General features: G+C 51.3%; 17 protein-coding genes. 4 read left to right on the top strand and 13 right to left on the bottom strand.

Annotated features, from left to right (window positions below):
* Nucleotides 1–288 precede the first annotated feature (288 nt).
* Both JUJ53_RS01675 and JUJ53_RS01670 read left to right on the top strand, forming a co-directional pair.
* Nucleotides 289–3444, top strand: a complete 3156-nt coding sequence (locus tag JUJ53_RS01675) for a CHASE2 domain-containing protein (protein WP_204150248.1) — start codon at nt 289–291, stop codon at nt 3442–3444.
* Between the two features lie 92 nt (nt 3445–3536).
* Nucleotides 3537–5387, top strand: coding sequence for a GGDEF domain-containing response regulator (locus tag JUJ53_RS01670; protein ID WP_204150247.1), 1851 nt, complete (start codon nt 3537–3539; stop codon nt 5385–5387).
* A gap of 139 nt (nt 5388–5526) precedes the next feature.
* Here the strand turns inward: JUJ53_RS01670 and JUJ53_RS01665 are convergent, their stop codons facing one another.
* The 5 genes from JUJ53_RS01665 to JUJ53_RS01645 all read right to left on the bottom strand — a co-directional run bounded on the left by JUJ53_RS01665 (nt 5527) and on the right by JUJ53_RS01645 (nt 10003).
* Nucleotides 5527–6363, bottom strand: a complete 837-nt coding sequence (locus tag JUJ53_RS01665; protein WP_204150246.1) for a sugar phosphate nucleotidyltransferase — start codon at nt 6361–6363, stop codon at nt 5527–5529.
* A complete protein-coding gene (locus JUJ53_RS01660; RefSeq protein ID WP_204150245.1) occupies nt 6360–6884 on the bottom strand; it encodes a hypothetical protein in 525 nt (174 codons plus the stop codon). The genes JUJ53_RS01665 and JUJ53_RS01660 overlap by 4 nt, the downstream gene beginning before the upstream one ends.
* A 21-nt stretch (nt 6885–6905) precedes the next feature.
* Nucleotides 6906–7970, bottom strand: a complete 1065-nt coding sequence (locus JUJ53_RS01655) for a potassium channel protein (RefSeq protein ID WP_204150244.1) — start codon at nt 7968–7970, stop codon at nt 6906–6908.
* A gap of 283 nt (nt 7971–8253) precedes the next feature.
* A complete protein-coding gene (locus tag JUJ53_RS01650; RefSeq protein WP_204150243.1) occupies nt 8254–9306 on the bottom strand; it encodes a ring-opening amidohydrolase in 1053 nt (350 codons plus the stop codon).
* Complete coding sequence (locus JUJ53_RS01645; protein ID WP_204150242.1) at nt 9296–10003, bottom strand: isochorismatase family cysteine hydrolase; 708 nt, start codon at nt 10001–10003, stop codon at nt 9296–9298. Before JUJ53_RS01645 ends, JUJ53_RS01650 begins: the two co-directional genes overlap by 11 nt.
* Before the next feature lie 190 nt (nt 10004–10193).
* Between JUJ53_RS01645 and JUJ53_RS01640 the strand changes: the two genes are divergently transcribed.
* Nucleotides 10194–11180 (top strand): methyltransferase domain-containing protein, encoded by a 987-nt coding sequence (locus tag JUJ53_RS01640; RefSeq protein WP_204150241.1) that lies wholly within the window; start codon nt 10194–10196, stop codon nt 11178–11180.
* Nucleotides 11181–12482: 1302 nt separating this feature from the next.
* On the top strand, nt 12483–15206 hold the full coding sequence (locus JUJ53_RS01635) for an amino acid adenylation domain-containing protein (protein WP_204150240.1): 2724 nt from the start codon (nt 12483–12485) through the stop codon (nt 15204–15206).
* A gap of 297 nt (nt 15207–15503) precedes the next feature.
* On the opposite strand, the gene JUJ53_RS01630 is transcribed toward JUJ53_RS01635, so the two are convergent.
* The 8 genes from JUJ53_RS01630 to JUJ53_RS01595 all read right to left on the bottom strand — a co-directional run bounded on the left by JUJ53_RS01630 (nt 15504) and on the right by JUJ53_RS01595 (nt 24882).
* On the bottom strand, nt 15504–16829 hold the full coding sequence (locus JUJ53_RS01630) for a DEAD/DEAH box helicase (RefSeq protein WP_204150239.1): 1326 nt from the start codon (nt 16827–16829) through the stop codon (nt 15504–15506).
* Between the two features lie 240 nt (nt 16830–17069).
* Nucleotides 17070–17888, bottom strand: a complete 819-nt coding sequence (locus JUJ53_RS01625; protein WP_204150238.1) for an FkbM family methyltransferase — start codon at nt 17886–17888, stop codon at nt 17070–17072.
* Nucleotides 17878–18642 (bottom strand): FkbM family methyltransferase, encoded by a 765-nt coding sequence (locus JUJ53_RS01620; RefSeq protein ID WP_204150237.1) that lies wholly within the window; start codon nt 18640–18642, stop codon nt 17878–17880. Before JUJ53_RS01620 ends, JUJ53_RS01625 begins: the two co-directional genes overlap by 11 nt.
* Before the next feature lie 314 nt (nt 18643–18956).
* Nucleotides 18957–19184 (bottom strand): hypothetical protein, encoded by a 228-nt coding sequence (locus JUJ53_RS01615; protein WP_204150236.1) that lies wholly within the window; start codon nt 19182–19184, stop codon nt 18957–18959.
* A gap of 153 nt (nt 19185–19337) precedes the next feature.
* Nucleotides 19338–20459 (bottom strand): ABC transporter permease, encoded by a 1122-nt coding sequence (locus JUJ53_RS01610; protein WP_204150235.1) that lies wholly within the window; start codon nt 20457–20459, stop codon nt 19338–19340.
* A gap of 47 nt (nt 20460–20506) precedes the next feature.
* Entirely contained in the window at nt 20507–21616 is a 1110-nt protein-coding gene (locus JUJ53_RS01605; protein WP_204150234.1) for an ABC transporter permease, read from the bottom strand.
* Nucleotides 21617–21664: 48 nt separating this feature from the next.
* On the bottom strand, nt 21665–23596 hold the full coding sequence (locus JUJ53_RS01600; protein ID WP_204150233.1) for an ATP-binding cassette domain-containing protein: 1932 nt from the start codon (nt 23594–23596) through the stop codon (nt 21665–21667).
* Nucleotides 23596–24882 carry an HlyD family efflux transporter periplasmic adaptor subunit gene (locus JUJ53_RS01595; RefSeq protein WP_204150232.1) on the bottom strand — a complete coding sequence of 429 codons (1287 nt, stop codon included), beginning with the start codon at nt 24880–24882 and terminating at the stop codon, nt 23596–23598. Before JUJ53_RS01595 ends, JUJ53_RS01600 begins: the two co-directional genes overlap by 1 nt.
* Between the last annotated feature and the right edge of the window lie 164 nt (nt 24883–25046).

Here is a 25046-nt window from a genome sequence, read left to right as displayed (position 1 = left end):
GCTCACCCTACCTAGATGGTGCATGAATTGTTGGGCATGGGCGTCTCGCCCACGGTTCGCTAGCGCCCATCATCTTATAATTCAGCAATGCCCTATCGTGATCCCATCATTGAACTCACGTTGACGGAAGTATGCCACACTGGTTAAGAACCCAACGGCACGATGTTGGAGAGCATCGGTCTCGCGAGAGCTGCTACACTCATGCAATCTATGTGGAATGCTATCAAACGTCAGTGTTGGAAATGGAGAGGGGTTGGGATAACGGCTCCTCTTGTCACTGGTGTCGTCTTGAGTGTCCGCCTCACTGGGGCTCTTCAGTTTTTAGAGTGGATGTCCCTCGATCAATTTACCCGCCTGCGTCCCATCGAAGCCGCTGAGTCGAGAGTTGTCGTTGTTTCCATTGAAGAGTCTGACATTGAAAACTTGGAGCAGTGGCCAATTTCAGACAGCACCCTCGCTAGGCTGATTGAAGAAATCCGTCAACAGGAACCCCGGGTCATTGGGCTTGATTTATATCGCAATTTACCCATTGAGCCCGGACATGATCGTCTGGTTCAGGTCTTTCAAACTACACCCAACCTGATTGGCATTGAAAAAGCCGTGGGGGATGCCTACGGAGCCACGATCGCCCCTCCACCTATCTTAGGTGACCTAGGGCAAGTCAGCGCTAGCGATATTGTGATTGATCGGGATGGCATGGTACGCCGCATTCTTCTATCCATTCGCGATCCCCAAGGGCAAACCATTCTAAGCTTGGCTGCTCGTCTATCCTTAGCCTATCTAGAACAAGAAGGCGTTACGCTAACCAGTATTCAAAGCGATCGCCAACATTTAGGTCTAGGTAAGGCTGAATTTTTACCTCTACACCCCAATAGTGGCGGGTATGTACAAGCTGATGCGGGAGGTTACCAAATTCTCTCCAGCTATCGGCATTGGGCAAATCCCATTGAGAGCATCCCCTTAACCCAGGTACTCGAAGGGCGCGTCCCCGAGGGCTTTTTTTATGACCGCGTCGTGCTGATTGGTACCAGCGCCGCTAGCTTAGGCGATCGCTTTCAAACCCCCTTTTCAGATCGCTACACTGAATTGCCGGGGATGCCGGGTGTGGTCGTTCATGCAGACTTTGTCAGTCAGGTCTTAAGTGCGGCCCTAGATGGACGCCCCCTGCTGCGCCCTTTTGCAGAACCAGTCGAATGGTTATGGATTCTGGGAGGAGCCATCATCGGAGCTATGTACGGGTGGACCATGCGATCGCCCCTCAGCACCGCTAGTAGTGCTATTTTAACCAGCACCATTTTAGGAATAACGGCCTACTTACTTTTCCTGCAAGGATGGTGGGTGCCGATTATTCCCACTATCCTGGCCCTGATGGGAGCAGCCTTACTCAATAAAGGCTATGTTCTTTGGACTAACCTCCTTCTATCCAACCAAGAATTAGAAAAATACTCCCAAACCTTAGAGCAAAAAGTAGCGCAGCGTACCCTAGAGCTACAGGACAAAAATCAACAGCTTGAGCAGGAAATTCACGATCGCCAACAGGCAGAGGCGGAACTTAACCTACTCTTCGCGGCCATGACCGACACGATTATTGTCTTTGATGAAGAAGGACATTACCTCAAATATCGCCAACCTAACCCAAGACTATCCTATAAGCTTGGCATTCAGCGCATTGGCCGCACCGTTCATGATATCTTACCTCAGCACGTTGCAGATCTTAGCTTAGATGCGATTAAGCGTACCTTGTATCGATATCGTATTGGGGGATATTTTCGCAGCGATCGCCCTGCTGTCTATCATCATCAGCCAGATATCACCGTGGAATATTGCCTGCCCATCCAAGATACTCAAATTTGGTTTTCTGCCAATATCTCACCCCTTTCAGACCACACTGTACTATGGGTGGCGCGAGATATCACCCATCGTAAAGAAGCAGAACTGGCACTTAAAGCAGCGAAAGAGTTAGCAGAGGCAGCCAATCAAGCCAAAAGTCAGTTTCTATCAACCATGAGCCATGAACTGCGTACTCCGCTGAATGCTATTTTGGGGTTTACTCAGCTTCTTGGACGCGATAGCAATCTTTCGCTAGCCCAGCAAGATTCCGTTCAAATTATTAGCCGCAGTGGTGAGCATTTACTAGACTTGATCAATGATGTGTTGACGATGTCTAAAATTGAGGCAGGGCGGATGATCCTTAAACCAGTTCGCTTTAGCCTGCATGGGCTTTTGGAAACATTACGCCATATGTTTTCTCTCCAGTCTCAACCTAAGGATGTAGCTCTTATCTTTAACTATGATTCAGAGTTGCCAGAATATGTCATTGCAGATGAAAGCAAGCTTCGCCAGGTGCTCATTAACTTACTGAGTAATGCCATTAAGTTCACGACCCAGGGGCAAATTATGCTATCTGCTCAAGCAGAGCAGATCCTTTCACCCTCTGGCAACGGTCAATCACCAAGTCATCCTACGCCTTGTATTCTCCACTTTAGTGTTGAAGATACTGGCCCTGGCATTTCAGCAGAGGAACTGAGCCACCTCTTTAAGCCCTTTGAGCAAACAGAAAGTGGGCGGCGATCGCAACAAGGTACAGGACTAGGCCTGGCCATCAGTCGCCAATTTGTCCATTTGATGGGAGGAGACATTAGCGTCAGTAGCCAGGTCGATCACGGCTCCATATTCCGTTTCAGCATTCAGGCAGAGATTGCCGAAGTTGCTGATCATGTACAAGAGTCCTTTAGAACAGTTGTCGGCTTAGTCCCAAATCAGCCTCAGTATCGTATTCTAGTAGCAGATAACACCCCTGATCAGCAGCATTTATTAAGCCGTTTACTAGAATCTATCGGTTTTAGAGTGCGGGTTGTGGAAGACTATGATGCGCTAGCGGAACAGTGGCAAACATGGCAACCCGATCTTCTCCTTTTAAACGACTCTCTCACGGGGCAATCTGCTGCTTCCACAATCCAGTCTCTACAATCAATCGAGAACAACAACAACCCTAAGCGATCGCCTACAGGAACCAAAATTATTGTCCTCACTTCTAATGCTTTTAGGAAAGAACCTATCAGTCCAGATTCCTACCCCTGGGACGATATGATTCTCAAACCGTTTCAAGACTCCGTTCTCTTTGGCAAAATTGCAGACCAGTTACCGGTTCAATATGTTTATACTGATCATAGCCCCCCTCCTGCACCGCCCCTCTCATCACAATCTAGTCAACGTTCACCTTTTCAATCCGAGGATCTCATGACCTTGCCAGCTACCTGGGTCATCCAGCTTCATCAAGCTGCTACCCAAGTGGACGGGGATCAAATCCATCAATGTGTGCAGCAGATTGATGATAGTCATCCTGAACTTGCACAAGCTATTCTCCACTTGGTGCATCACTTTCGATTTGACCAGATCATAGAAATCACCCATGCCTACCTAGAGCGAGCGGAGTCTACATAGAAGGTTGCTGAAAGGCTAGGATAGACTGAAGTGATTTACGCTAGCAAGCATTAACTTTGACTTTGAATTAACTACATTCATACTATCCTGTTATGACAGTGTTGGACTACTCCAAAGGGAATATCTTGCTGATCGATGACACCCCAGACAATCTCAGATTGCTGACGTCGGTGCTGTCTGAACAAGGATATAAGGTACGTAGTGTTATTAATGGAGAAATGGGTCTTATGGGAGCAACGGCTGCTCCACCGGATCTCATTTTATTAGACATTAATATGCCAGATATGGACGGCTACGAGGTTTGTCAACGCCTTAAAATGATGGAAGAGACAGCCGACATACCAGTTATTTTTGTTAGCGCTGTTGATGAAACCTTAGACAAAGTCAAGGCTTTTGGCGTGGGCGGTGTAGACTACATTACAAAACCATTTCAGGTTAAAGAAGTCCTCGCCCGGGTTGAAAATCATCTCAATCTCCGTAATCTTCAACAACGATTGCGATCGCTCAATGACGAACTAGAAGAGCGGGTACGTCAACGCACGGCTGAGCTGGAAGGCCTCAATCAAACCCTACAGGCAGAAATTACTGAGCGCAAACAAATTGAAGCTAGGCTTCAGCACTTAGCCTGGCATGATCCGCTCACTAATTTGCCCAATCGATCGCTTCTTATGCGACGCCTCCAGCAGGTTTTAGAACCAGACGCAGACGGTAACAGCACTCTTTTTGCGCTCATGTTTCTGGACTGCGATCGCTTTAAGACCGTTAACGACTCCCTGGGGCACTTAGTTGGCGATCAACTGCTGGTGGCGATCGCTCAACGGATCCAGGCTCAACTGACTCCTCAACAAACCCTTATGCGTTTGGGGGGGGATGAATTTACCATTCTTGTTAAACCTGTCCACCAAACGGGTGAGGCAACCCAACTGGCTGAACAGCTACAGCACTCCATGATGGTGCCGTTCAAAATCCATGGGCGGGAGATTTTCATGTCCATTAGTATCGGCATCGTCTTCAGTGCTCCCCATTATCACCATCCTCAAGACGTCCTCCGCGATGCAGATACAGCTATGTACCAAGCTAAGGCAGAGGGCAAGGCATGTTATCGTATTTTTACTCAATCTATGCATGCCCATGTTGTACAGCGCCTTCACCTAGAAACAGACTTGAGACGAGCTATTGAGCATCAAGAATTCTCCGTCCAATATCAGCCGATTGTGGCCTTTAGCGATCGCCGCATTGTGAGTTTTGAGGCTTTAATTCGCTGGCAGCATCCAGAACAGGGTTTCATCTCACCTGCAGACTTCATTCCCATAGCTGAAGAAACAGGACTCATTATTCCTTTGGGTGAGTGGATTCTGCGCCAAGCTTGTCAGCAGTTTCAAGCTTGGAAGGAACGACTCCAGCAGCAGGCGACCCACAGCAGTGATCTAGTCGATCAGGCTTTTCCCAGCGTTAGCGTTAATCTTTCTGTGCGGCAGTTTACCCAACCTAATCTCATGGAACGCATCGATTGCATCTTAGCTGAGACTGGTTTGGATAGCCAACTACTGAAGCTAGAAATCACCGAAAGCGCCATTATGGAATATTCTACGTCGGCTATGGAAATTCTGCAGCAACTTAAAGCACGCCAAATTCAACTTAGCATTGATGATTTTGGTACGGGTTACTCGTCGCTTAGCTATCTTCATCGTTTTCCAGTTGATATTCTTAAGATTGATCGCTCATTTGTCAATCGTATCGGAAAACAAGGTGAAAATCTGGAAATCATTCGAGCGATCGTTGCTCTTGCTAAGAGCCTTAATATATCAATCGTAGCAGAGGGTGTTGAAACTGACTATCATCAAACTTATCTTCATTCCCTAGGGTGTGAGTTTGGTCAAGGTTATTTGTTTCATAAACCTCTCTCAGTTCCACAGATTGAAAAACTAATGTTTCATGATTAGGCACTTGGCTATCACGAAATCTCAAGTGACTATACAATTGATGATACGTGATAGATGCTCGCTAGGGCATCTTCGAGGTGTTGCAGCATCGTTGATAGGGGCGTCATCGATATGCCCTTCAGAGATCCTCTAGCTTGTGTTAATCAGGATGCGGCTCAGAATTTATCTCTGGGATAAATTGATGAACAGCGGCGATAAGATTCTCAGACGTGCCAATATCAAGATAGGTACCATCAGCGAATACTTCTGCCTCCACTTGTAGTCCAGCATGAATAGCGGCTTGAACGACATCACCGATAGGGATTTCCGTCTGCGATGGAATGGTTGACATCAGTTGAGGTACCTGATCCCCAATCCACTCTTGCTGGCGCGCTTGAATAAAGTTGTGTAAAAAATGGGTAAAAGTTGGTTGCCAAACGGCGATCGCCCACATGTGCCGCAGAGTTGTGTGGGGCGATTTTTCGATAATTTGAGAGACACGCCCACTGGCATCCCAATCGACGACACCGACTTTCTCGGGTTGATCGGTGGGAAATACCCCTAGCACTATGTCAGCATCACTATGGTTCAAATGATTCAGCAGCGCTTGATAGGCATGATCTGGATGAAATAAAATATCGGGAAAGCCAGTGGCTACGATCGCATCTTGAATAAATGGATAGGCTTGATTGAGGCTAAACGGCACACCAAAGGGTACATGAACGGTGAGATAGGCCAGGTGCATCTGCAGTTGGGCTCCATCTCCCAAATAGGCAGGAATATCCCACTTGCCAGGACGCAGAATCAGGATAGCTTCTGTAATTCCCGCTAGCCGCATTTTTTCCAACAGGTACTGACAGACCACCTTGGGGCGTAGTCCGGGGCGATCGCCCACGGTTTGAAAGCCAATGGGGAACAGTTCCTTACTCATCGGTAAAGGTGAGATGCGGGTACCTTGTCCCGCTGCGGGTACTAAACCAATCACGCGTTTTGTCATGCGTCCCCCAATTGACCCCGATATAGACAATGCAGTTGCTGCACATCCGCTTGACCTTCAAACTGCTGGGGCGCAGCGATCGCCCATAGTTCGCTGAACGTTACCGTTGCCAAGGGAAGGGTGAGAGAGGCAGCGATCGCCGCCGCATCGACACCGGTTTTATACAGTAGGCTAATGTGGGGCTGATTGCAATCGGTGAGGGAGGCGGGAACGGTCTGCTGCAGGCTGGTCACTAGGTAGGTGAGGGCTGGAGTCGTTTGTAGGGGAATAAACAGAGTTTTTGAAAAGCGATCGCTGGTTTGTAGGGGTTCAGTCTTGAGGCTCAGGGGTGGGATGGTCTTGACCAGTGGATCTAGGTGGGCGGGAAAGTCAGCGATCGCCCAAGGTACGGCACCACTGCCTAGAGTAACATGGGGGGTAAAGGGTGTGCTCTGGAAGCGATTGCTGAGCTGCTCAATGAGGATGGCTAGGGGGATACGGTGCTCCTCTTTGGGCATCAGCCAAAATGATAGGTTGACCATGGTAAGAGTAGTTTTTTCTGATTATCCATCAACTTTTGCGCCTCGGTAGCGCAATTTCTGTCGATCTAGCTCATAGTTTTGCGCAAACTGAGGAATATCGCCTTCGTGCCCTAGAATAACTAGGGCATCCCCGGCTGCCAGCATTAGCCCTGCTTCCGGCTGCAGGACGAGCTCTCCATTGGCCCGGCGCAGCGCCACAATGATGAACGTTCCTTTGCCCCGGATCTCGACCTCCTTGATCGTCCTGCGAATCATAGCAGATCCCTCTGGCACCGCTAGTTCTGCCATTTGTACATGGATTTGGGTGAGCAGATCGTTAATATAGCTACGCTCGTCTTTCTCGGTGAGGAAATCGGTGGTGGTCGGGCGAGTAATTAAATGCGACATACGTAACGCGCTAATGGTCGCGGGTAAAACTACATGATCAGCACCAGCTAGCCGCAGTTTCTTCTCCGTGGAGGGCACTTCGCCCCGGGCAAGAATCACTAAATTTTGATTTAATTCACGAGCCGTTAAGGTAATAAAGACATTGAGGGCGTCATCGGATAAAACTGTAGCTAAAACCTTAGCTCGATTGATACCCACAGCATTGAGAACATCTTCATCCGTAGCATTGCCACTGTAAGCGAGATACTTTAATGCTTCTGCCTGTTCAATTTGCTGGGGGGCAGAGTCGATGACCACAAAGGGATGCTGAGCATCATCTAGGTGTCGTGCTAAGACTTGGCCAATGCGTCCAAAACCACAGATGATCACATGATCCTTCAGGCTATCAATACTTTTTTGCTTACGGCGATCATCCAGTGCTCGGTTAATTTCTCCTTCTGTCACCATCTGTAAAAAGCCTCCTACAATGTATACGGCAGACGATGTACCCGCGATAATCACAATCATGGTAAATATCTTTTGGGTGGGAGTGTCGAGAGGTCTCACTTCTCCGTATCCTACTCCAAAAATGGTGATGACCACCATGTAGATAGCTTCTAGTAATGACCAACCAAAGAGGGTGTAGCCAAAGATAGCTACAATGAGAGTAATGCTAAAGAAAACGGCTCCGGTAAGAATACGCTGAAACGAGCCTTGCATGGGGGTTACGTCCTGAACAGTGGTTGATGAAAAATACCTGAAAAGTGGATACGATTAAATCCGGTCAAACATCTGTTCTATTTATGTCAGACTTTAGAGTACTCAGAAAACCTGTTCCGTCTACAGTTCACTTAGTCGAGCTTGATAATCCATAGCGTCAATTCAAGGATTAGGCATACTTCGATACCTGTGCGATCGCCTTCTTGCTGATCAACAACAAGCAACATCAACCTTAGATAGTCCTAGTGTTTTATCTATGAAAGGCCTCCAAGAGTGATCATAATTATTCGTCTAAACAGGCGATCGCTGCCACAGGCCCTCCACCCGGCGGCCCTTGATGTTCACTGCCGCCAGATACGTAAATCATGGGATCCTGGACAACAGAGGCGATCGCTGCCCCAACAACAGCGCGGGCCATGCGCGTGTGGCTGATATCAGAGTCATCCAGCATAGTATGGCGGCGACCCAGAATCTGTCCCGTGGGAGAAGCTTCGGCTTTTGCGAGAATTTGAACCATGCGATCGCTCCCTTGACCTGTTTGAGCCATGGCTTGGCGAACCGCCTCCACATCGAGCGCATGATCCATAACGCTGTGGCCGATGACGTAGGCGCTGGTGCAGGGAGCATTGCCCAACACCATAATTTCGCAGTTCTGTAATTCCACTCCGGCGGAGGTTGAGGCTACCCCAGAATATAGATCAAAGTTATGGGCAATATCGGGCTCCTGGAGATCGTTGAGGGACAATTCACCGAGGGCGATCGCCACCCCCAATGCCGATGCGCCCCGGGACAGGGCCATGGATTGATAGCTGCTAATCTGCACCACCTCTGCCTGACTAGACCGTTGGCTGGCGGTCATCAACGGACATTTGATTTGGACAAAGTGAATCTGCTCTGCAGCGGCACCGGCGTCTGCGATCGCCTCCTGAACCGCCGCGGCCACGGTGGTTACCATGGTCATGGTACCAATCTCCCGGGGCAAAAAGGGACGGGTCCTGGCGGTACCTAATACAAGGCCAAGACGGGGCGATCGCTGGGGATCATCCGGTTGGCGGGTGAAGACCGTTAGATGGGGGCTGATCACCCCTTCTGTACCGCCAGACATGACAAAGACGATCTCCTGAATCGCCTCAGGAGATAGATATTTGGCTAGATAAACCTTGAGAGACTGAGTGGCAAAGCCGCGCGTGAAATCATTCACACAGCCATTACCCTCGGTTTTGCCAAGAACGCCCACAATCTGCTGGGGAGCGATCGCTCCCGATTGAATCAGGTGATGAAGCCCCGACACATCATCTGGCCCAGCCTGGGGAATTTTGAAGACATCAACCCGCATGAGCACCTCCGACTGTTAACGCTTCTAGCCATGGGGTTAGACCAGACTGTACCTGATCGGCCGTTGCTGTCCAGCCGATAATGCCCCCCTGGGCCCGGATCATCTCCAGGGTCGATTGCTTAAACGCAGGAAAATAGCTCTCCGTGCAATCCTCCACCATCAGACAGGTATAGCCGCGATCATTCGCTTCACGCATGGTGGTTTGTACGCATACCTCGGTGGTCACCCCGGTGAACAGCAGGTGGGTAATACCAGCTTGCTGTAGGTAGGTTTGCAGGGGTGTGTTGTAGAAAGCACCTTTCCCAGGCTTAGTAATCACCTGTTCGTTGGGCTGCGGAGCCAGTTCCGGGATAATTTGATTACCGGGTTCACCGTAGACCAAGATGCGTCCCATGGGGCCTTGATCACCAATTTTCAGCGTACCGTTACCGCGATCGCGCTTGGAGGGAGGACAGTCGGACAAATCGGGCTGATGGCATTCTTGGGTATGAATGACCGGCAGATGGTGGGCGCGAAAGAAGTCGAGCAGGGTTTTGAGCTTGGGTACAATCGCCTGGAGCAGACTGACATCATTGCCTAGGGCATCCCCAAAGCCACCGGGCTCTAAGAAATCGCGCTGCATGTCAATAATCACCAGGGCTAGGGAGCGATCGCCCGGTAGGGGATAGGCATAGGGTTGGGCATCAAGATGAAACATAGGAAACTACCAGCAGAATGAAGCTATTGTAGATGGGGTCACGCCTTCTGTAACATCCCCTATGTCACCTATCGTTGGCTTTTGGGGCGATCGCCTCCGTAGATTCCGCAGTCGCTAGCCAGCCCGGCTGAACCATTGGCTCAAAGCTCACTATAATAACGATGTAACAGCATTCAACAGTGTTCTCCCCATGGGTTTATTTTCTGCGATCGGGTTGCTTCTTGGACTGCTTGTCTTGGGCATTATTCTCTATCTGGTGACGGCTCGCCGCTATCAGTCCGCCGATTCGGTGGCGAATGCCTACGACCAGTGGACAGAAGACGGCATCCTGGAATTTTACTGGGGAGAGCATATCCACTTAGGTCACTACGGATCACCACCCCGCCGCAAGGACTTCCTCACCGCCAAGATCGACTTTGTCCATGAGATGGTGCGTTGGGGGCGGTTGGATCAATTACCTCGCGGCACCACGCTTCTCGATGTGGGGTGCGGGATTGGTGGCAGCAGTCGAATTTTAGCGCGGGACTATGGTTTTGACGTCACCGGGGTCACCATCAGCCCCCAGCAGGTCAACCGTGCTCGTCAACTCACCCCCGACGGCATCACCGCCCAATTTAAGGTCGATGACGCCATGGCGCTGTCGTTTCCTGATGCTAGCTTTGACGTGGTTTGGTCGGTAGAAGCCGGGCCCCACATGCCAGATAAGGCAGTCTTTGCCAGAGAATTACTGCGGGTGCTGAAGCCCGGCGGAGTTCTGGTGGTGGCTGATTGGAACCAGCGGGACGATCGCCGTAAACCGCTTAATGTTTGGGAAAAGCCAGTCATGCGCCAACTGCTCGACCAATGGTCTCATCCAGAATTTGCCAGCATTGAAGGATTCTCAGAGCAGTTGATGGCAACGGGGTTGGTAGAGGGCACGGTGGATACAGCAGACTGGTCGAAACAAACCCTACCCTCCTGGCTAGATTCTATTTGGCAAGGTATCATTCGTCCTGCCGGGCTCGTCAAATTTGGCCCTGCTGGCTTCGTAAAGTCTATCCGCGAGGTGCCCACCCTTTTACTGATGCGATTAGCCTTTGGTACAGGACTTTGTCGATTTGGTATGTTTCGAGCCGTACGACGACAGGTATCCAGTCCAAATCTAGGCAACAGTGTCAGCAAAACTGCTTCGGTTTAGTCTAGCCATGCATCATGCAATCTCAATGGCAGAGAAGATTCTAGGGTGATCATACGTAAGCGGACTCAATGAAATGAAGCGAGGCTACTGGGTTTCAACGACGCTCAATCCCCTTCTCCTTAGGGTTTGAGCATTGAGTAACATCGAAAGGCTTGCTAGGCGTTGCGTCCTTCCACTTAAACGTCAATTGTTCACTTGGTTCACGTTGGTGTGGGAGTGTACTAGTTCCACCCCCACACGCTTCGTTATATAAACCTTTATTGGCCTTCTTTTGTACAAACCATAAGTCATTACGTTCTAAGCCCTTCGCCCTATGGGCAAAGCGTTTGGGGTAAAAGTGACTTGGTTCAGGTCATCAAAGATTGGGCATACCATAAACTTCAGCTATCTCGTGATAGTGCATTGATATCAAATCCGGTTGGACATTCTAGGCATTCAAGACTTTGGCCATACCTAGATGTCTTTAGCCTGCTTAAAGAGAGCAGCTCAGTAGGGGATTAAATGCAGGATATTCTAGCCATGAACGTTCAACCGACGTTGATATGGCCTGCTGTTCAAGCTTTTTTTCGAGGGAGACTTCCTTGAGAGAGATTGCGGAATCTCTATGCTATATGGATGAATCATTCAAAAAGAGATGGTGCTACAGCCTTAAGTTGTGCTTTAGCTGTCTCTATTTCTAATATCCGGAGTGAGGTATCAAGCTAGTGTGAAGTTTTCGTTAGCGTTGTTTGTAGATGATCAATTTAGCCGTTACTTGGCGGGAATTACTGGGAACCTTAAGGTAGCTGTTCAACGTCAACTTAGAGGTGTTTATAGACTAACTGCATAACAACGACATTTAACTGATTAGAGTGCCCTCGGTACGAGAGCTATGACGATATAAATCAGGTCAATCTACTAGTTGTCATGATCATCTTAATGGTCGAAAACGATAGATAGGCATAAGCCAGGCTTAATGATGCTCAATAGATACAAGGAATAGACGTTAGCGCTATTCAACCTACTTGTTGTTGAACTCCATGGGCAGAGTAGGCTACACCTGACGATCCAGAGATATATGTCTCTGAGACTCTCTGTGAATCCAGTTCACGAAGAAATAAGATCGTCGTCGTGACAAATAGGAGAATTGCTGTCACATTATTCATGCCTTGCTAACAGCTCTGCTGTCAGATTCTAGGCACTATTGCTAATCTTATCTCCATTAGTGCTATGGGGCTAAGGTAATTTTGGGTTGGCATCTATCCGGCTATCTTGGCAGGCTGCTGTTCATCTACCTCAAGAAAGTTTCCTTCTTTGACAACTATGGTTCAACCTATCACTCATCCTTTGTGTATGCTGCTGCAAACCATAGCAGAGCGTCCTCCCACTGCGATCGCTTTAGTTTGCGGCGATCGCCAACTGACCTACCATGACCTAGATCAGCGTTCTAACCAGCTAGCCCACTATCTCCACCACGCCCATCTTGAGCCCAATGCCCTCGTTGGCATCTATCTCGATCGCTCCATCGAGATGGTGGTGGCTATGCTCGGTATCCTCAAAGCTGGGTTGACCTATGTTCCCCTAGATCCTCACTATCCAAGCGATCGCATTCACTTCATCGCCCAAGAGACGCAGCTATCGATTGTGTTAACTCACACCGATCTACGCGATCGCTTTCCCCATGTACCTGCCACTCAGTTGATCTGCCTAGACACCGATTGGAATGCGATCGCCCAAGAGAGTCGGGAGCCCCTAACGCTTGAGCTAAATGCCGATTACTTGGCGTATGTCATGTATACCTCTGGCTCTACGGGCAAACCTAAAGGCGTGAAGATGCCCCGGGCCAACATTGTGCGATATATCACCGCACTGCATCAACTTGTTCCAGTGCAGACCCAGGATATCTATTTACACGTTGCCTCGTTCTCTTTTTCATCGTCAGTGCGGCAACTGTTTCTGCCCCTTATGGCAGGTGCCACAGTTGTCATTGCCACCCGTGATCAAACTAAAAATCCGATCCACCTCCTGCACCTGATGCGACAGCAGCGCGTCACTATTTTTGATGGCGTTCCATCCATCTGGCGCTATGCACTGCAAATCATCAACGAATCGGCTGAACTGCGACTGGAAGCGTCTGAACTCAACCTGCGCTTCTTGATCCTCTCAGGAGAGCTAACGCCCTGTATCCTACTGCATAATCTCCGCCAGTTTTTCGGCGATCGCGTTCAGTTTGCTAACGTGTATGGGCAAACAGAAACCATTGGCAATACTGCCTACCTAGTACCGTCTAGTTTTGATCAGCACCAGGGCTATGTACCGGTTGGCTATCCATACCCCCATAACCAAGCCTATATTTTGGATGAGCATCTCCATCCCGTCTCTGATGGCGAGGTGGGCGAACTCCATATGGCAGGTGGATGTTTAGCCCACGGGTACATGAACCGTGAGGATCTCACAGCAGAGAAATTTATTGACCAACCATGGGCCCATGGGCCATCTCGTCTCTTTAAAACTGGAGACCTAGCTCGTTGCTCCCCTGATGGCTGCATAGAACTTTTGGGGCGCACGGACTTTCAGGTCAAAATTCGGGGGATGCGCGTTGAATTAGACGAAATTGCCGCTACCCTAGAGCAGCATCCTACGGTCAAAGCAGCGGCGATCGCTGCCCATGACTCTCCCACGGGTGACACAGTAGTGGTGGGATATGTTGTCCCCCAACCTTCCCATCAATCGACCAGCCGCTGGCATCAAGACCTGCGAACATTTGTAGGCGAGCATCTGCCAGACTATATGGTACCGGCCCTGTTCGTAGACTTGGATGCTCTACCCCAAACCCCATCCGGTAAGCTCGATCGTCGAGGCCTGATCAAACCATCGAGCCTAGAGGCGCAGTCCTCAGCAGATGTTCAAGCTGACACGCCCATTCAGGCTATTTTTTGTAAAGCCTTTCATCTCCAGCGCCTAGATTTAGAAGATACCTTCATTTCCTTGGGAGGGCACTCCCTCCTCTACGTCCAATTTTCCATCGAGCTAGAACGCCATCTGGGTTACGTTCCCTCCGACTGGGAGAGCATGACCATTGCCGAACTTGATCAACAACCCCAGAAGCGTAGCGCATTTCCTATCATTGAAACCAATATCTTGCTGCGGGCTTTAGCCATCTGCGGTGTGGTAGCAAATCATGCTCGCTTGGTTCCATTACCCTATGTTCAGGGAGGAGCGTTGCTGCTGTTGTTTATTGCTGGTCTTAACTTTGCTCGGTTTCAGAGCCATAACTTATTCCAGGGCAACCAGAAGCAGATTCTGACTTCGCTACTCAGCAGCCTGATTATTCCATACCTTATCTTAGAGGCTTTCTTCCAAGTCTATACCCAAGATTTCAGCATTGGTTCCCTCTTGATGGTTAGCAACTTCATGGGGCCGGAGGTGATGACGATGTTTTTGCAGGTATGGTTTATTCAAGTATTTGTGCAGTGTGTAGTAATTTTAGTGCTGCTGTTTAGTATCCGTAAGCTACGGGAGACCGCTGATGCTAGTCCCTGGGGATTTTCCCTATCCCTTGTGGGAATCACTGGGGTTATGGCTTGTGTGGGCCCCCATGTCTGGGATACGGCTGACTTGTACCATCGAGTTCCCCATATGATGCTATGGCTATTTCTTTTGGGCTGGACAGCTTATTTCACCAAGACTAAGATACAGCGTATGGCCGTTACCAGCATCTATGTCTTGTCTGTTTTGACCCTAAGAGATTTGATTCCATCAGAGATCATTTGGTTGTTGATGGGTGGGACATTGATCATCTGGAAAAAGCATGTGGTCATACCAAAGCTATTGATTTTGCCTATGCAAATGATTGGTGCCGCATCATACTACATTTATCTAACCCATGTAGGCTTCTTCAGCCTAGCGAATAAGGTAGGGCTAGAATCTCCAATCATTCACCTCGGTGTCGGTGTCTTGGGTGGTATTGCCTTTTGGTCAGGTGTTCAACTGCTGCAAACCTGGGGCAGTCGAGGCATCAGTCATGTCCAGTCTTCTACGCCCTAGGAGAATCCTGATGGATCGAGAGAGGATCCTGATGGATCGAGAGCAGCGATCGCCCCTCTATTAGCAGGTTATGAGCACTGTCTAGCTGTGTTCAATAGATCATGTACCTCGTTAACCGAAGTTGATCTGACGTGGGCGGCGATCGCGATACCGCTGAACGCAGACGATGAAAGCCTACACCATCCCAGCTCCAAACACCCCCAGAGGTCAAAAAACTCTGGGGGTGCTGGGTTATGCTGTGATGGCAAACTACTCGATGTAGAACCCGTAGCTATGCCAATTCATGCCAACCATGAGTTAGGAAGAGCGCAACCGTTTGGGCGCACTGCTAGCATCGCGATGGGTTTTGGGTGCTGGCGCTGGACTGGCGCGGCGCGGTGAGTGTTTAGGACTGCTGGCGCTCGACTTTGGCTTGGATGACGATGAGCGATGACCACCCCGTCCACCACCGGAACCATTGCGTTTTGCTTGAATGGGCTCCGGCGGAATGGATAGGTCTGGCTCATAGCCAGGAATGCTGTCCCGAGGAATTTCTCGCTTGAGTAAGCGTTCGATATCCTTCAGCAAACCATGTTCGTCAACGCAAACGAGGGATACGGCCTCGCCCTCATAGCCTGCCCGGCCGGTGCGGCCAATGCGATGCACGTAGTCTTCCGGCACGTTGGGCAGCTCAAAGTTGACGACATGGGGAAGTTGATCAATATCTAGACCCCGCGCTGCAATGTCTGTGGCCACCAGCACCCGCACGGCACCTCGCTTAAAGTCGGCCAGGGCTCGCGTTCTGGCTGCCTGACTCTTGTTGCCGTGAATGGCCGCACTACGCAAACCATCTCGCTCCAGATGTTGGGCTAACCGATTGGCTCCATGCTTGGTGCGAGTAAATACCAGCACCTGCTGCCAGTTGCGTGACCCAATCATGTAGGATAGCAACTCGCTCTTGCGTTGGCGATCGACGAGGTGAACAACTTGGCTGACGCTGTCGGCGGGAGCGTTGCGTCGCGCTACTTCTACCAAGGCAGGATTGTCGAGGAGGGTATCGGCTAGCTTCTTGATGTCCTTAGAAAAGGTTGCGGAAAACATGAGGGTTTGCCGTTTGGCGGGCACGAGGGCCAAAATCTTGCGGATATCGTGGATGAATCCCATATCCAACATGCGATCGGCTTCATCGAGCACCAAAATCTCGATTTGGGATAGATCAACGGTGCGCTGTCCCACGTGATCGAGGAGACGCCCCGGTGTGGCAATTAGGACGTCCACACCCTTGCGCAACTTATCGATTTGGGGGTTGATTTTAACGCCGCCAAACACGATCGCTGACCGCAACGGTAAGTATTTGCCGTAGGTCTGGACACTTTCGCCGACTTGGGCTGCCAGTTCACGGGTGGGGGTGAGGACTAAAACGCGTACACCCCGCTGTCCGCGACCTTGGACGATCAGACGTTGCAATAATGGCAAGGTGAAGCCAGCCGTTTTACCTGTGCCTGTTTGGGCACTGGCCATAACGTCTCGACCTTGGAGAATCAAGGGAATGGCCTGCTGTTGGATGGGGGTCGGTTCGGTATACCCTTGATCGGCAACGGCACGCAGAAGTTCGGTCGAAAGACCGAGGTCTTGAAAAGACATAGATTAAGAATTGCTCCTAGCTTGCCCCTACTTCATACCATCGGTATGAAACCAGTCTAAGAGCAATGAATAGTGGATTTGACGTGGCATAAACCTAACGTGTTTACTCTGATCAAACCAAGCGCAGACTAGATTACGCTATCTAAGACTTCATCCTAGCAAACTTAGGGAGAGCTGACGACGCTAGTCTTGGGTTTCTGAGCAATTGCTATTCAACCGGTAGACTTGATAGATGTTCGTCTAGGTCGATACAAGCTGGCTCACCAACCAGTTAATCACCCCACCACGGTAGCGCTGGCAGATTTGGGCGATCGCTTCCTGAGGATAGCTACCTTCATAGAAGCTGATGATGTTGCCATAGACGGCATTGGGGGGAAACACGTTGGCTGGATTGAGGTCCATGGTTTGTAGGTCAAACACATTGACATCGGTACCGTGGCAATAGTCCACCATAATACTCAGCCCATACCCGCGCTGCTGGAGGGTTGTGAGGCATTGCATGGTGCCTTCGAGGAACTTGGGTGCCCAGCCCTTGGCTCCCGCTTGGCGATCGGTGCCGCCGCCATATTCAAACATGGTGACCTTGGGTAAGAGCGAGGCGGGGAGGTCAGCAAACTGCTGGATGACCACCGGTTCCCAGCCTTCAATATCCAGTTTTAGGCAAGTAATCTGCTGGGCGGCGATCGCCTCCATCAAGTCAGGTAGATCGATGGTGGGTACCTGCTGGCTCCGTGCTGATGAGCCAAACCAGTCTGGTGCCAGAGAGTTAAAGTTCTGATTGCCTAGGCGGGCAAACTGACCGCCATAGAAGGTCTGCGTGCCTGTTTGATTGGATAAACAGGTTTCTAGCAACTGAATATGGTGGCGCTGACAGATCTGCCGCAGTTTGGGGATGGGTAAGGGTTCAATGGCAATGGTGGAAAACCCGAGCTGGGCAAACATTTGGCAGTAGAAGGCGAAGGTGCCAACCCCGACATCTAAACAAAGCCCCTGACGCTGGGGATCAAGGGTCGGCAGGATCTGCTTCAGCAAAGCGGTACAGCAAGCTTCAACGCGCATGATGGGGTAGGGTAGGGTGGGTATTGATAAACAGGGCATTGAAATAGATCACATGACCATCCCGAGCCTGAATCTGGTCTAGGTTACCGCAGTAGCTGTAGCCCAAACCGCTCAGCAGCTCAAAAATGGTCTGAAACGTCGCTTGCCCATCATAAAGCGCATCTAAGGAAATCTCGACGATGCAGGCCTTGGCCTGGGCAAAGGTTTGCAGACCGCCTCGAATCACCCGATCTTCATAGCCTTGCACATCCAGCTTGATCAGAACGTCGGGCTGGGGAAACTGGGGTAATTGGGCGATCGCTCCATCCAAGGTGGTTTGGGTCACGGAGATGGGCTGCTGCCGACTCATGATTGGATAGACCTCCTCACCCAGGGCGGTGGTGGGCAGCAGGGAGGATGAGGCACTGAAATACAAATGGTGCTGAAGGGCCAACACCTGCTCTGTTTCCCCCAAAGCCACATCAAACACCTGCACCGTTCCCCGCTGGGTCTTGGCCCAGGCGTTTAAAACCTTGAGGGCATCGGGCAAGGGTTCAAAGGCATAGATCTGAGCATCAGGAAAGAGCGATCGCATCCGTTTGGAGAACTGTCCCTCATTGGCTCCAATATCCAAGATGGAATGAATGGGTAGACTAGAAAGCCCGAGCAGACGGCGATCCCAGTCTTTTACCAGGAATTTAGAGAGCCAGTGGATGGAGCGATTGATTAGGGCGTAGCCTCGCTTGCTGGGCGATAGTTGGTTTAAATAATGCATAACTCATGACATCAGGGCAGGCGTGAATCCTCATCTAAACCAGGCCTTGAACAGCGAAGAGTCTGGTTGACTGAGGGGATGGGTCAGTGTCCGAGCGATCGCGCTATCTCATGAACCTTGGCTGTGGGCCGACATCCTGCTGATCCCCTTCATATCCAATCCGGTTGAAGAGCTACAGCTCAGGATGGCGGGCAATGCAGCGTGAAGCAGATGTGACTCAGTCTCCTTTCGATTGTCCCTACGGGATCTTAAGTGTTCCTACGGGATCTTAGAAGATTGGGCGATCGCTACAGTGGGTGTGGCCCAGCATGTCGCTAAAGGGCCTCAAACGTTGCCGTGAAGCCCTCCAGCGCCAGACATTCTTCCATAAAATCTTCCGCATCACTCACCGATTCCACCTGAAATTCCATAATCCGGCGTTCATCGTCTTTCATCTTCTTCGATGCCAAGGGCGTCTCGGAATATTGGGCAGCGATCGCCTTAAAGGCCACCGCATGGTCACGCCAGCTATCAGCAGAACATTGAATAATGACTCGCCACATACATCGCCCTTTGATGACTACAGTTGAGACCTGCTGCCCTAGGGTGGAAACAGGCCTTGCTCCATTGTGCCAGCAATTCTCACGTTACAAAACCTGGGATCGCATTCCCTGTGGGAGGGGGCGATGGCGCTGGGCTGATTGGACGGCCAGACCCTAGCTTAACTGGGTTCGAAATCGATTGATGCTGACGCCCAGAAACAGCACCGCAAAAACACCGAGGGCTAGGATATGAATCCACAGAGCTTCAATACCTACATCTTTGAGAATCAGACTGCGGGCAATCTGTACATAGTGGCGTAGGGGATCCAAAAAAGATAGGGCACGAAAAAAGGGTGGCATACTTTCGATGGGGGCGATCGCTCCGGAGAGCTGAATCAGCGGCACGTTGAAGAAAAATGAGATCAACACAACTTGCTGTTGATTATTGGCTAAGGTTGCTAATAGGATCCCAATGCCAATACAAACTAGGACGTACAGGGCGGATAGGGCTAGAAATAGACCGTAGTTGCCTCGAAAAGGAAGACCAAAAATTCCCCGACCAATGGCGGAGGCCAGTAAGACATCGCCCATCAGCAAGACAAAGAGGGGAGCGATTTTGGCGGTCAGGATTTCCCAACCGGCAGCCGGGGTCATCAGGAGTTGCTCTAGGGTGCCCACATCTTTTTCTCGGATGACCGTGGTTGAAGATACCAAGGATCCGGTGAGGGTCAGGACTACGCCAATTACCCCTGGCACAAAAAACCAACTGCTTAATAATCCAGGGTTATAGAGAAAAATCACCTCTGTCTCGACGGGCAATCGCTGTCCGGCATGTAAGGTTTGGGTATGGCGCTGGATAATTTGCTTCATATAGCCTTGGGCAATGCCAGCGGTATTGGCATCAACCCCATCAATCAACACCTGCACATGGGCCGGTTGGTGACGGGCTAGGGATTGGCTAAAGTCTGGTGGAATCACCAATCCAGCCGTTACCTGTCCGGTGCGAACCTGGTTTTCCAAATCCCCTTGCCGCGACTCGTAGGTTTGCACCTGAAAGACCTGATTTTCCACGAGGGCAGACACCAAGGCTCGGCTATCTGCGCTGTGGCTATAGTCCATAACGCCTAGGCTAAGGTGGTTGACGGCTGGGTTTAGGGCTAAGCCAAAGATCAATAACTGTACGGTGGGGGGGAAGAGCAGCAGAAAAATAATTTGTTTATTGTGCAGAATTTGCTGGACTTCTTTGATGATCAAAGACCAGAGGCGATCGCTGAGGATATGGCGAAGGTAGTGCATAGAGGGTGTTTACATGAACCGTTAGCTTAGATAACGTTGTTAAAAATCTAGTCAGACAACTGCATTTGGCTTAGTGTACGGATGGCCCCAAAGAAAAAGAGGCCACCCATGAGGGCGATCGCTCCTGGGGCAATACCGATGCCTGACCAGCCCGTGCCGCGCACGAAAGCATCACGGGTAATCAGGATAAAATATCGTGCCGGAATCACGTTAGACAGTAAGGATAGGGGCATGGGTATATTTTCGATGCGGTAAATAAACCCAGAGAGCAGCAGGGCGGTGAGGAAACCTGCGATCGCTGTTCCCTGCACGGCTCCAGTCTGGTTGCCGGCCCGAGCCCCCACAAGCAGACCAAAGGCAACGGCAGCAGCCAGAAAGATACCTGTACCTACCAGCAGAGTGGTCGGATCGCCCCGCACGCGGATGCCGAAGAGGACTGCGGCGACAGAAAATGCTAGGATCGCTTCACCCACACCCACGATGAAATAAGCTAATTCTTTACCCAGTAACCATTCTGTAGCACTGAGGTCGGAGGCATAGATCTGCACAATGGTGCCCTCTTCTTTTTCCCTGACCATGGCGATCGCTGCCAGCATAGAGGGAAAGACCCAAAGGATGACACCAAAAATTCCAGGTACGATATAAAGGGCTTCATCACGACCTGGATTAAACCAGAGCCGTACGTCAGCAATGATCTGGATTTGGGGGCGATCGGGCAGGAGGTTACTGCTGCTGAGGAAAAACTGGGTGGCAGCACGGATGCCATTTTGGATGACGCGGGCATTGTTAACATCGGTACCATCGACTAAGACCTGCACAGTGACTGGTGTTTGGGTGAGGATGGATTGGGAAAAGTCTGGAGGGATTACGAGGGTGGCCTTAGCGCGCCCCCAATCGATGGACAAAGTGGGATCTCCATTCATCAGCGGTGTGGGTACAAACTGGTTGGTTGCCACAATCCGCTCTACGTAGGTACGGCTCAGGAAACTATTGTCAAAATCCTGAATGCTAATGGGAATATTTTTGGATTCTAGGCGAATAGCATAGCCGTAAATCAACATGACCGCTAAGGGCAGCACCAGGGCCAGGGCCACCGTGATGCGATCGCGTTGGAACTGAACTAATTCCTTTAAACACTGGGAGATCACCCGTTTCATAGGCGTAGGTACAGCCACTATAGGATAGGACAACCAACCTGGTAAGGGCTAGGCGGCCCGCTGGACAATGCCAATGAAGGCATCTTCTAAGGAAAAGGGAATGGGGTTAGCAGCTTGGATGGGAATTTCGGACTCCTGAAGCCACTGCCGCACCCTAGGCAGATCGTCATCGAGATGATCGAGAACCAGATGGAGGCGATCGCCAAAAATAGCTACTCGCCAATGCTCTAAGTGCTGCTTGAGACAGTCGGCCGCAGCCTGCGTTCGGTCGGTCACCAATTCTACGAGTTGCCCTGGCTGCTCCGCCTTGATCTGGCTGGGAGACCCTTGAGCGACCACCCGTCCGGCAACCATAAAGCCCATAGCATGGCAGTTTTCAGCTTCTTCTAGATAATGGGTGGTGACTAAAATAGCAGTACCGCGCCGGGCGAAGTCGCGAATCTGTCGCCAAAACTGCCGTCGCGCTAAGGGATCGACACCGGAGGTTGGTTCATCGAGAAATAAGATATCGGGTTCGTGCATCACCGAGGCTCCAAAGGCAACCCGCTGTTTCCATCCGCCCGGTAGCTTCGCGGTCACGGTTTGCTCTTGCCCCTGCAAGCCACAGGTCTCTAGAACCCAGTTAATTTTCTGGCGCTGCAGCCGCTTGGGAACACCGTAGACGCCGCAGTAAAAGGTAAGATTTTGCAGAATCGTTAGGTCATCGTAGAGAGTAAATTTCTGGCTCATGTAGCCAATGCGCGATCGCACCTCAGGGCGACTCAGATTGGCGGTTTGTCCTGCTAGCTCAATCTCTCCACCACTGGCCGGCAGCAGCCCACAGAGCATTTTAATCGTGGTGGTTTTTCCGGCTCCATTGGCACCGAGGAGTCCATAGATTTCGCCATGGCGCACCGTAATATCCACATGGTCTACAGCGCAGAAGCTCCCAAAGGTTTTTTGCAGCGAGCGAGCGGCGATCGCCACCTTGCCCAAGGTTTGACCGGTTCGCGCTGTGGGAAAGCTTAAATAGGGTGGATCTAGACCCTGCTGCCGCAGGTGATTCACAAATACATTTTCGAGGGTGGGTGTCGTGTGCTGCATTCTATCGACGTGGATTTGCTGTTGGGCTAAATGCTGGCGCACCTGCTGGTCTGCCACCTTTGGATCCGTAACCAAAATATCTAAGCGATCGCCAAAGGTCTGAATATCCACCAACCCCGGAACGGTTGCAGTCTGAAGCACAGTCTCCGCTTGGGCAATATCCGCCGCCCACACCTCCAGGCGCTGAAGCCCCAACCCCTGGCGTAGGTTAGCTAAGGTACCCATTTGCTGAAGTTCGCCCCCGTAAATCAGGGCAATGCGGTGACAACGCTCCGCTTCATCCAGGTAGGGGGTAGCCACCACCACCGTGACCCCAGTGGAGGCGACGGTGGCCAGTAAATCCCAAAACTCCCGCCGCGATACGGGATCAACGCCCGTCGTCGGTTCATCTAATAACAGCACCGCTGGATTGGCTACCAGCGCACAGCAGAGGGCCAGCTTTTGCTTCATGCCGCCGGATAGGTTTTGGGCCAGGCGATCGCCAAAGGCATCCAAGCCCACCTGTTTGAGGAGAGGGGGGACGCGTTCGCTCCAGCGTGCGGCCGGCACCCGCCGCAGGCCAGCACTGTAGCGCAGGTTTTCCAGCACCGTTAGATCGGGATAGAGGGAAAATTTCTGGGTCACATAGCCGACGTTGAGCTGGGCTTGCCTGGGCGGTTTACCCAACAGACTGACCTGGCCGGCAGTAGCCTCCATCACCCCTGCCAGGATCTGAAAGGTGGTGGTTTTACCCGCTCCATCGGGGCCGATTAAGCCAAAAATTTCTCCTGGTTGCACGGTGAAATCTATCCCCCTCAAAGCTTTGAGGGAGCCGTAGGATTTATGCAATCCTTGGACAGCGATCGCTGATGTGCTCCCAAGGGGTGCTGACGAGGTTGGCGGCAAGGGGGCTGGCATCACTCCTCCTCAGACAGCACAATCTCACCATCCGCTGGCATTCCTGGCTTAGCAAAGCCGTCAGGATTGTCGATGCCTAGCCTCAGACCAAACACCTGGGTCACCCGGTCGTCACGGAAGTAAATATTTTCTGGCGTGAAGGACGCTTCGGTATCAATGGCGATCACCGTTGCTGCCAGCGGTTGATTGGGATCCGAGTCGAGAAATACTTGGGCGGCTTGCCCCACGCGCACATTGCCCACCTCACCCTGGGGAATGTAGCCTCGCAGATACACATCATCAAGGTTAATCACCGTTGCCACCGTTGCCACCGTTGCCCCGGCTCCAATCACCTCCCCCGGCTCCACCATGCGGTTGAGCACCACGCCATCAATGGGACTGACAATGGCTAAATTCGCCAACCGCGCCGCCACTTCCTGCTCCAGAGCGATCGCTCTCTCGACCTCTGCTTGGGCCGCCCTCTGTTGGGCCTGGGCTTGCTCAAGCTGGCGCTGCAGGCGGGTGATCTGGGCTGAACGAATGTCGGGGTTCAACTGGGTGGTTTGTACCTGAACCAGGCCACCTTGGGCCGCATTAACCTGTCGTTCAGCCGCAAGCAGGGTGGCCTGGCTGGCGGCCAGATTACTTTGGGCTGTTTCAAAGCGGGTTTGGGCAACGTCAAGATCCTGCTGCGGCACTGCCCCATCGGCCAAGAGTGACTGCAGGCGATCGCGCTCCACTTCCGCGAGGTGCAATTCCGATACAGCCCGCTGTACCTGGGCTTGGGCTTGGGCAAGCTGGGCCTCAGTGGTGGCTACCGTGGCCTCTGCCTGGCTGACCCGCCCCACCGTATCCCCTTCCGATTGCTGTAACGTCAAGGCTGCTTCAGCAAGTTGGCTTTGCACCACGGCGATCTGGCTCTCAGCTTGGATGGCCTGCTGCCTTGCCGCCAAGGTGGCAGCCTGAGCCGCTTGGTACGCCGCCTGCAGTTCTCCATCATCGAGGCGAGCAATCACCTGACCTGCCTGAACGCGATCGCCCTCCCGCACCGCCACAGACTCGACCCTGCCACCCGTTTTCGCCCCTAGATGGGTGTCATACCCTTCAATGCGACCACTCAGGGTTAGACCAGTCTCCTGGGTCTGAAACAGCCATGTCTTTGCCCCCCATGCGGCAGCAACTATCACAAGTAGCAGGGGAATAGCTAGCCGTAAGAGCGATCGCTTCGGTGGGTCAGTTTGAACCGTCTGCCCTGCTGGACTAGACGTTGGACTAGATGAAGGATTGGATGGAGCAACCTGAGTCATAACAAAGCCTATAGAGAAGACATGTACCAAGGTTGAACAGAATATTGGTCAGTCAACGTCATCATTGCTGAATGCTCAAACCCTGATGAGACGAGGGTTGAGCGCAGCCGAAACCCGGCAACGTAGATGCCTTTAAGTGAAGTATTGACGTTGAGCCTGCAAGG

Source organism: Leptolyngbya sp. CCY15150, from assembly GCF_016888135.1.
Lineage (GTDB): Bacteria > Cyanobacteriota > Cyanobacteriia > RECH01 > RECH01 > RECH01.
Note: the sequence above shows the minus strand (reverse complement) of the source record. Positions and strands in the feature narration are given on the sequence as shown.

Coding starts and splice junctions, on each gene's coding strand:
- JUJ53_RS01670 (WP_204150247.1), top strand. CDS start 3,537: ATGACAGTGTTGGACTACTCCAAAGGGAATATCTTGCTGATCGATGAC.
- JUJ53_RS01665 (WP_204150246.1), bottom strand. CDS start 6,363: ATGACAAAACGCGTGATTGGTTTAGTACCCGCAGCGGGACAAGGTACC.
- JUJ53_RS01660 (WP_204150245.1), bottom strand. CDS start 6,884: ATGGTCAACCTATCATTTTGGCTGATGCCCAAAGAGGAGCACCGTATC.
- JUJ53_RS01655 (WP_204150244.1), bottom strand. CDS start 7,970: ATGCAAGGCTCGTTTCAGCGTATTCTTACCGGAGCCGTTTTCTTTAGC.
- JUJ53_RS01650 (WP_204150243.1), bottom strand. CDS start 9,306: ATGCGGGTTGATGTCTTCAAAATTCCCCAGGCTGGGCCAGATGATGTG.
- JUJ53_RS01645 (WP_204150242.1), bottom strand. CDS start 10,003: ATGTTTCATCTTGATGCCCAACCCTATGCCTATCCCCTACCGGGCGAT.
- JUJ53_RS01640 (WP_204150241.1), top strand. CDS start 10,194: ATGGGTTTATTTTCTGCGATCGGGTTGCTTCTTGGACTGCTTGTCTTG.
- JUJ53_RS01635 (WP_204150240.1), top strand. CDS start 12,483: ATGGTTCAACCTATCACTCATCCTTTGTGTATGCTGCTGCAAACCATA.
- JUJ53_RS01630 (WP_204150239.1), bottom strand. CDS start 16,829: ATGTCTTTTCAAGACCTCGGTCTTTCGACCGAACTTCTGCGTGCCGTT.
- JUJ53_RS01625 (WP_204150238.1), bottom strand. CDS start 17,888: ATGCGCGTTGAAGCTTGCTGTACCGCTTTGCTGAAGCAGATCCTGCCG.
- JUJ53_RS01620 (WP_204150237.1), bottom strand. CDS start 18,642: ATGCATTATTTAAACCAACTATCGCCCAGCAAGCGAGGCTACGCCCTA.
- JUJ53_RS01615 (WP_204150236.1), bottom strand. CDS start 19,184: ATGTGGCGAGTCATTATTCAATGTTCTGCTGATAGCTGGCGTGACCAT.
- JUJ53_RS01610 (WP_204150235.1), bottom strand. CDS start 20,459: ATGCACTACCTTCGCCATATCCTCAGCGATCGCCTCTGGTCTTTGATC.
- JUJ53_RS01605 (WP_204150234.1), bottom strand. CDS start 21,616: ATGAAACGGGTGATCTCCCAGTGTTTAAAGGAATTAGTTCAGTTCCAA.
- JUJ53_RS01600 (WP_204150233.1), bottom strand. CDS start 23,596: ATGCCAGCCCCCTTGCCGCCAACCTCGTCAGCACCCCTTGGGAGCACA.
- JUJ53_RS01595 (WP_204150232.1), bottom strand. CDS start 24,882: ATGACTCAGGTTGCTCCATCCAATCCTTCATCTAGTCCAACGTCTAGT.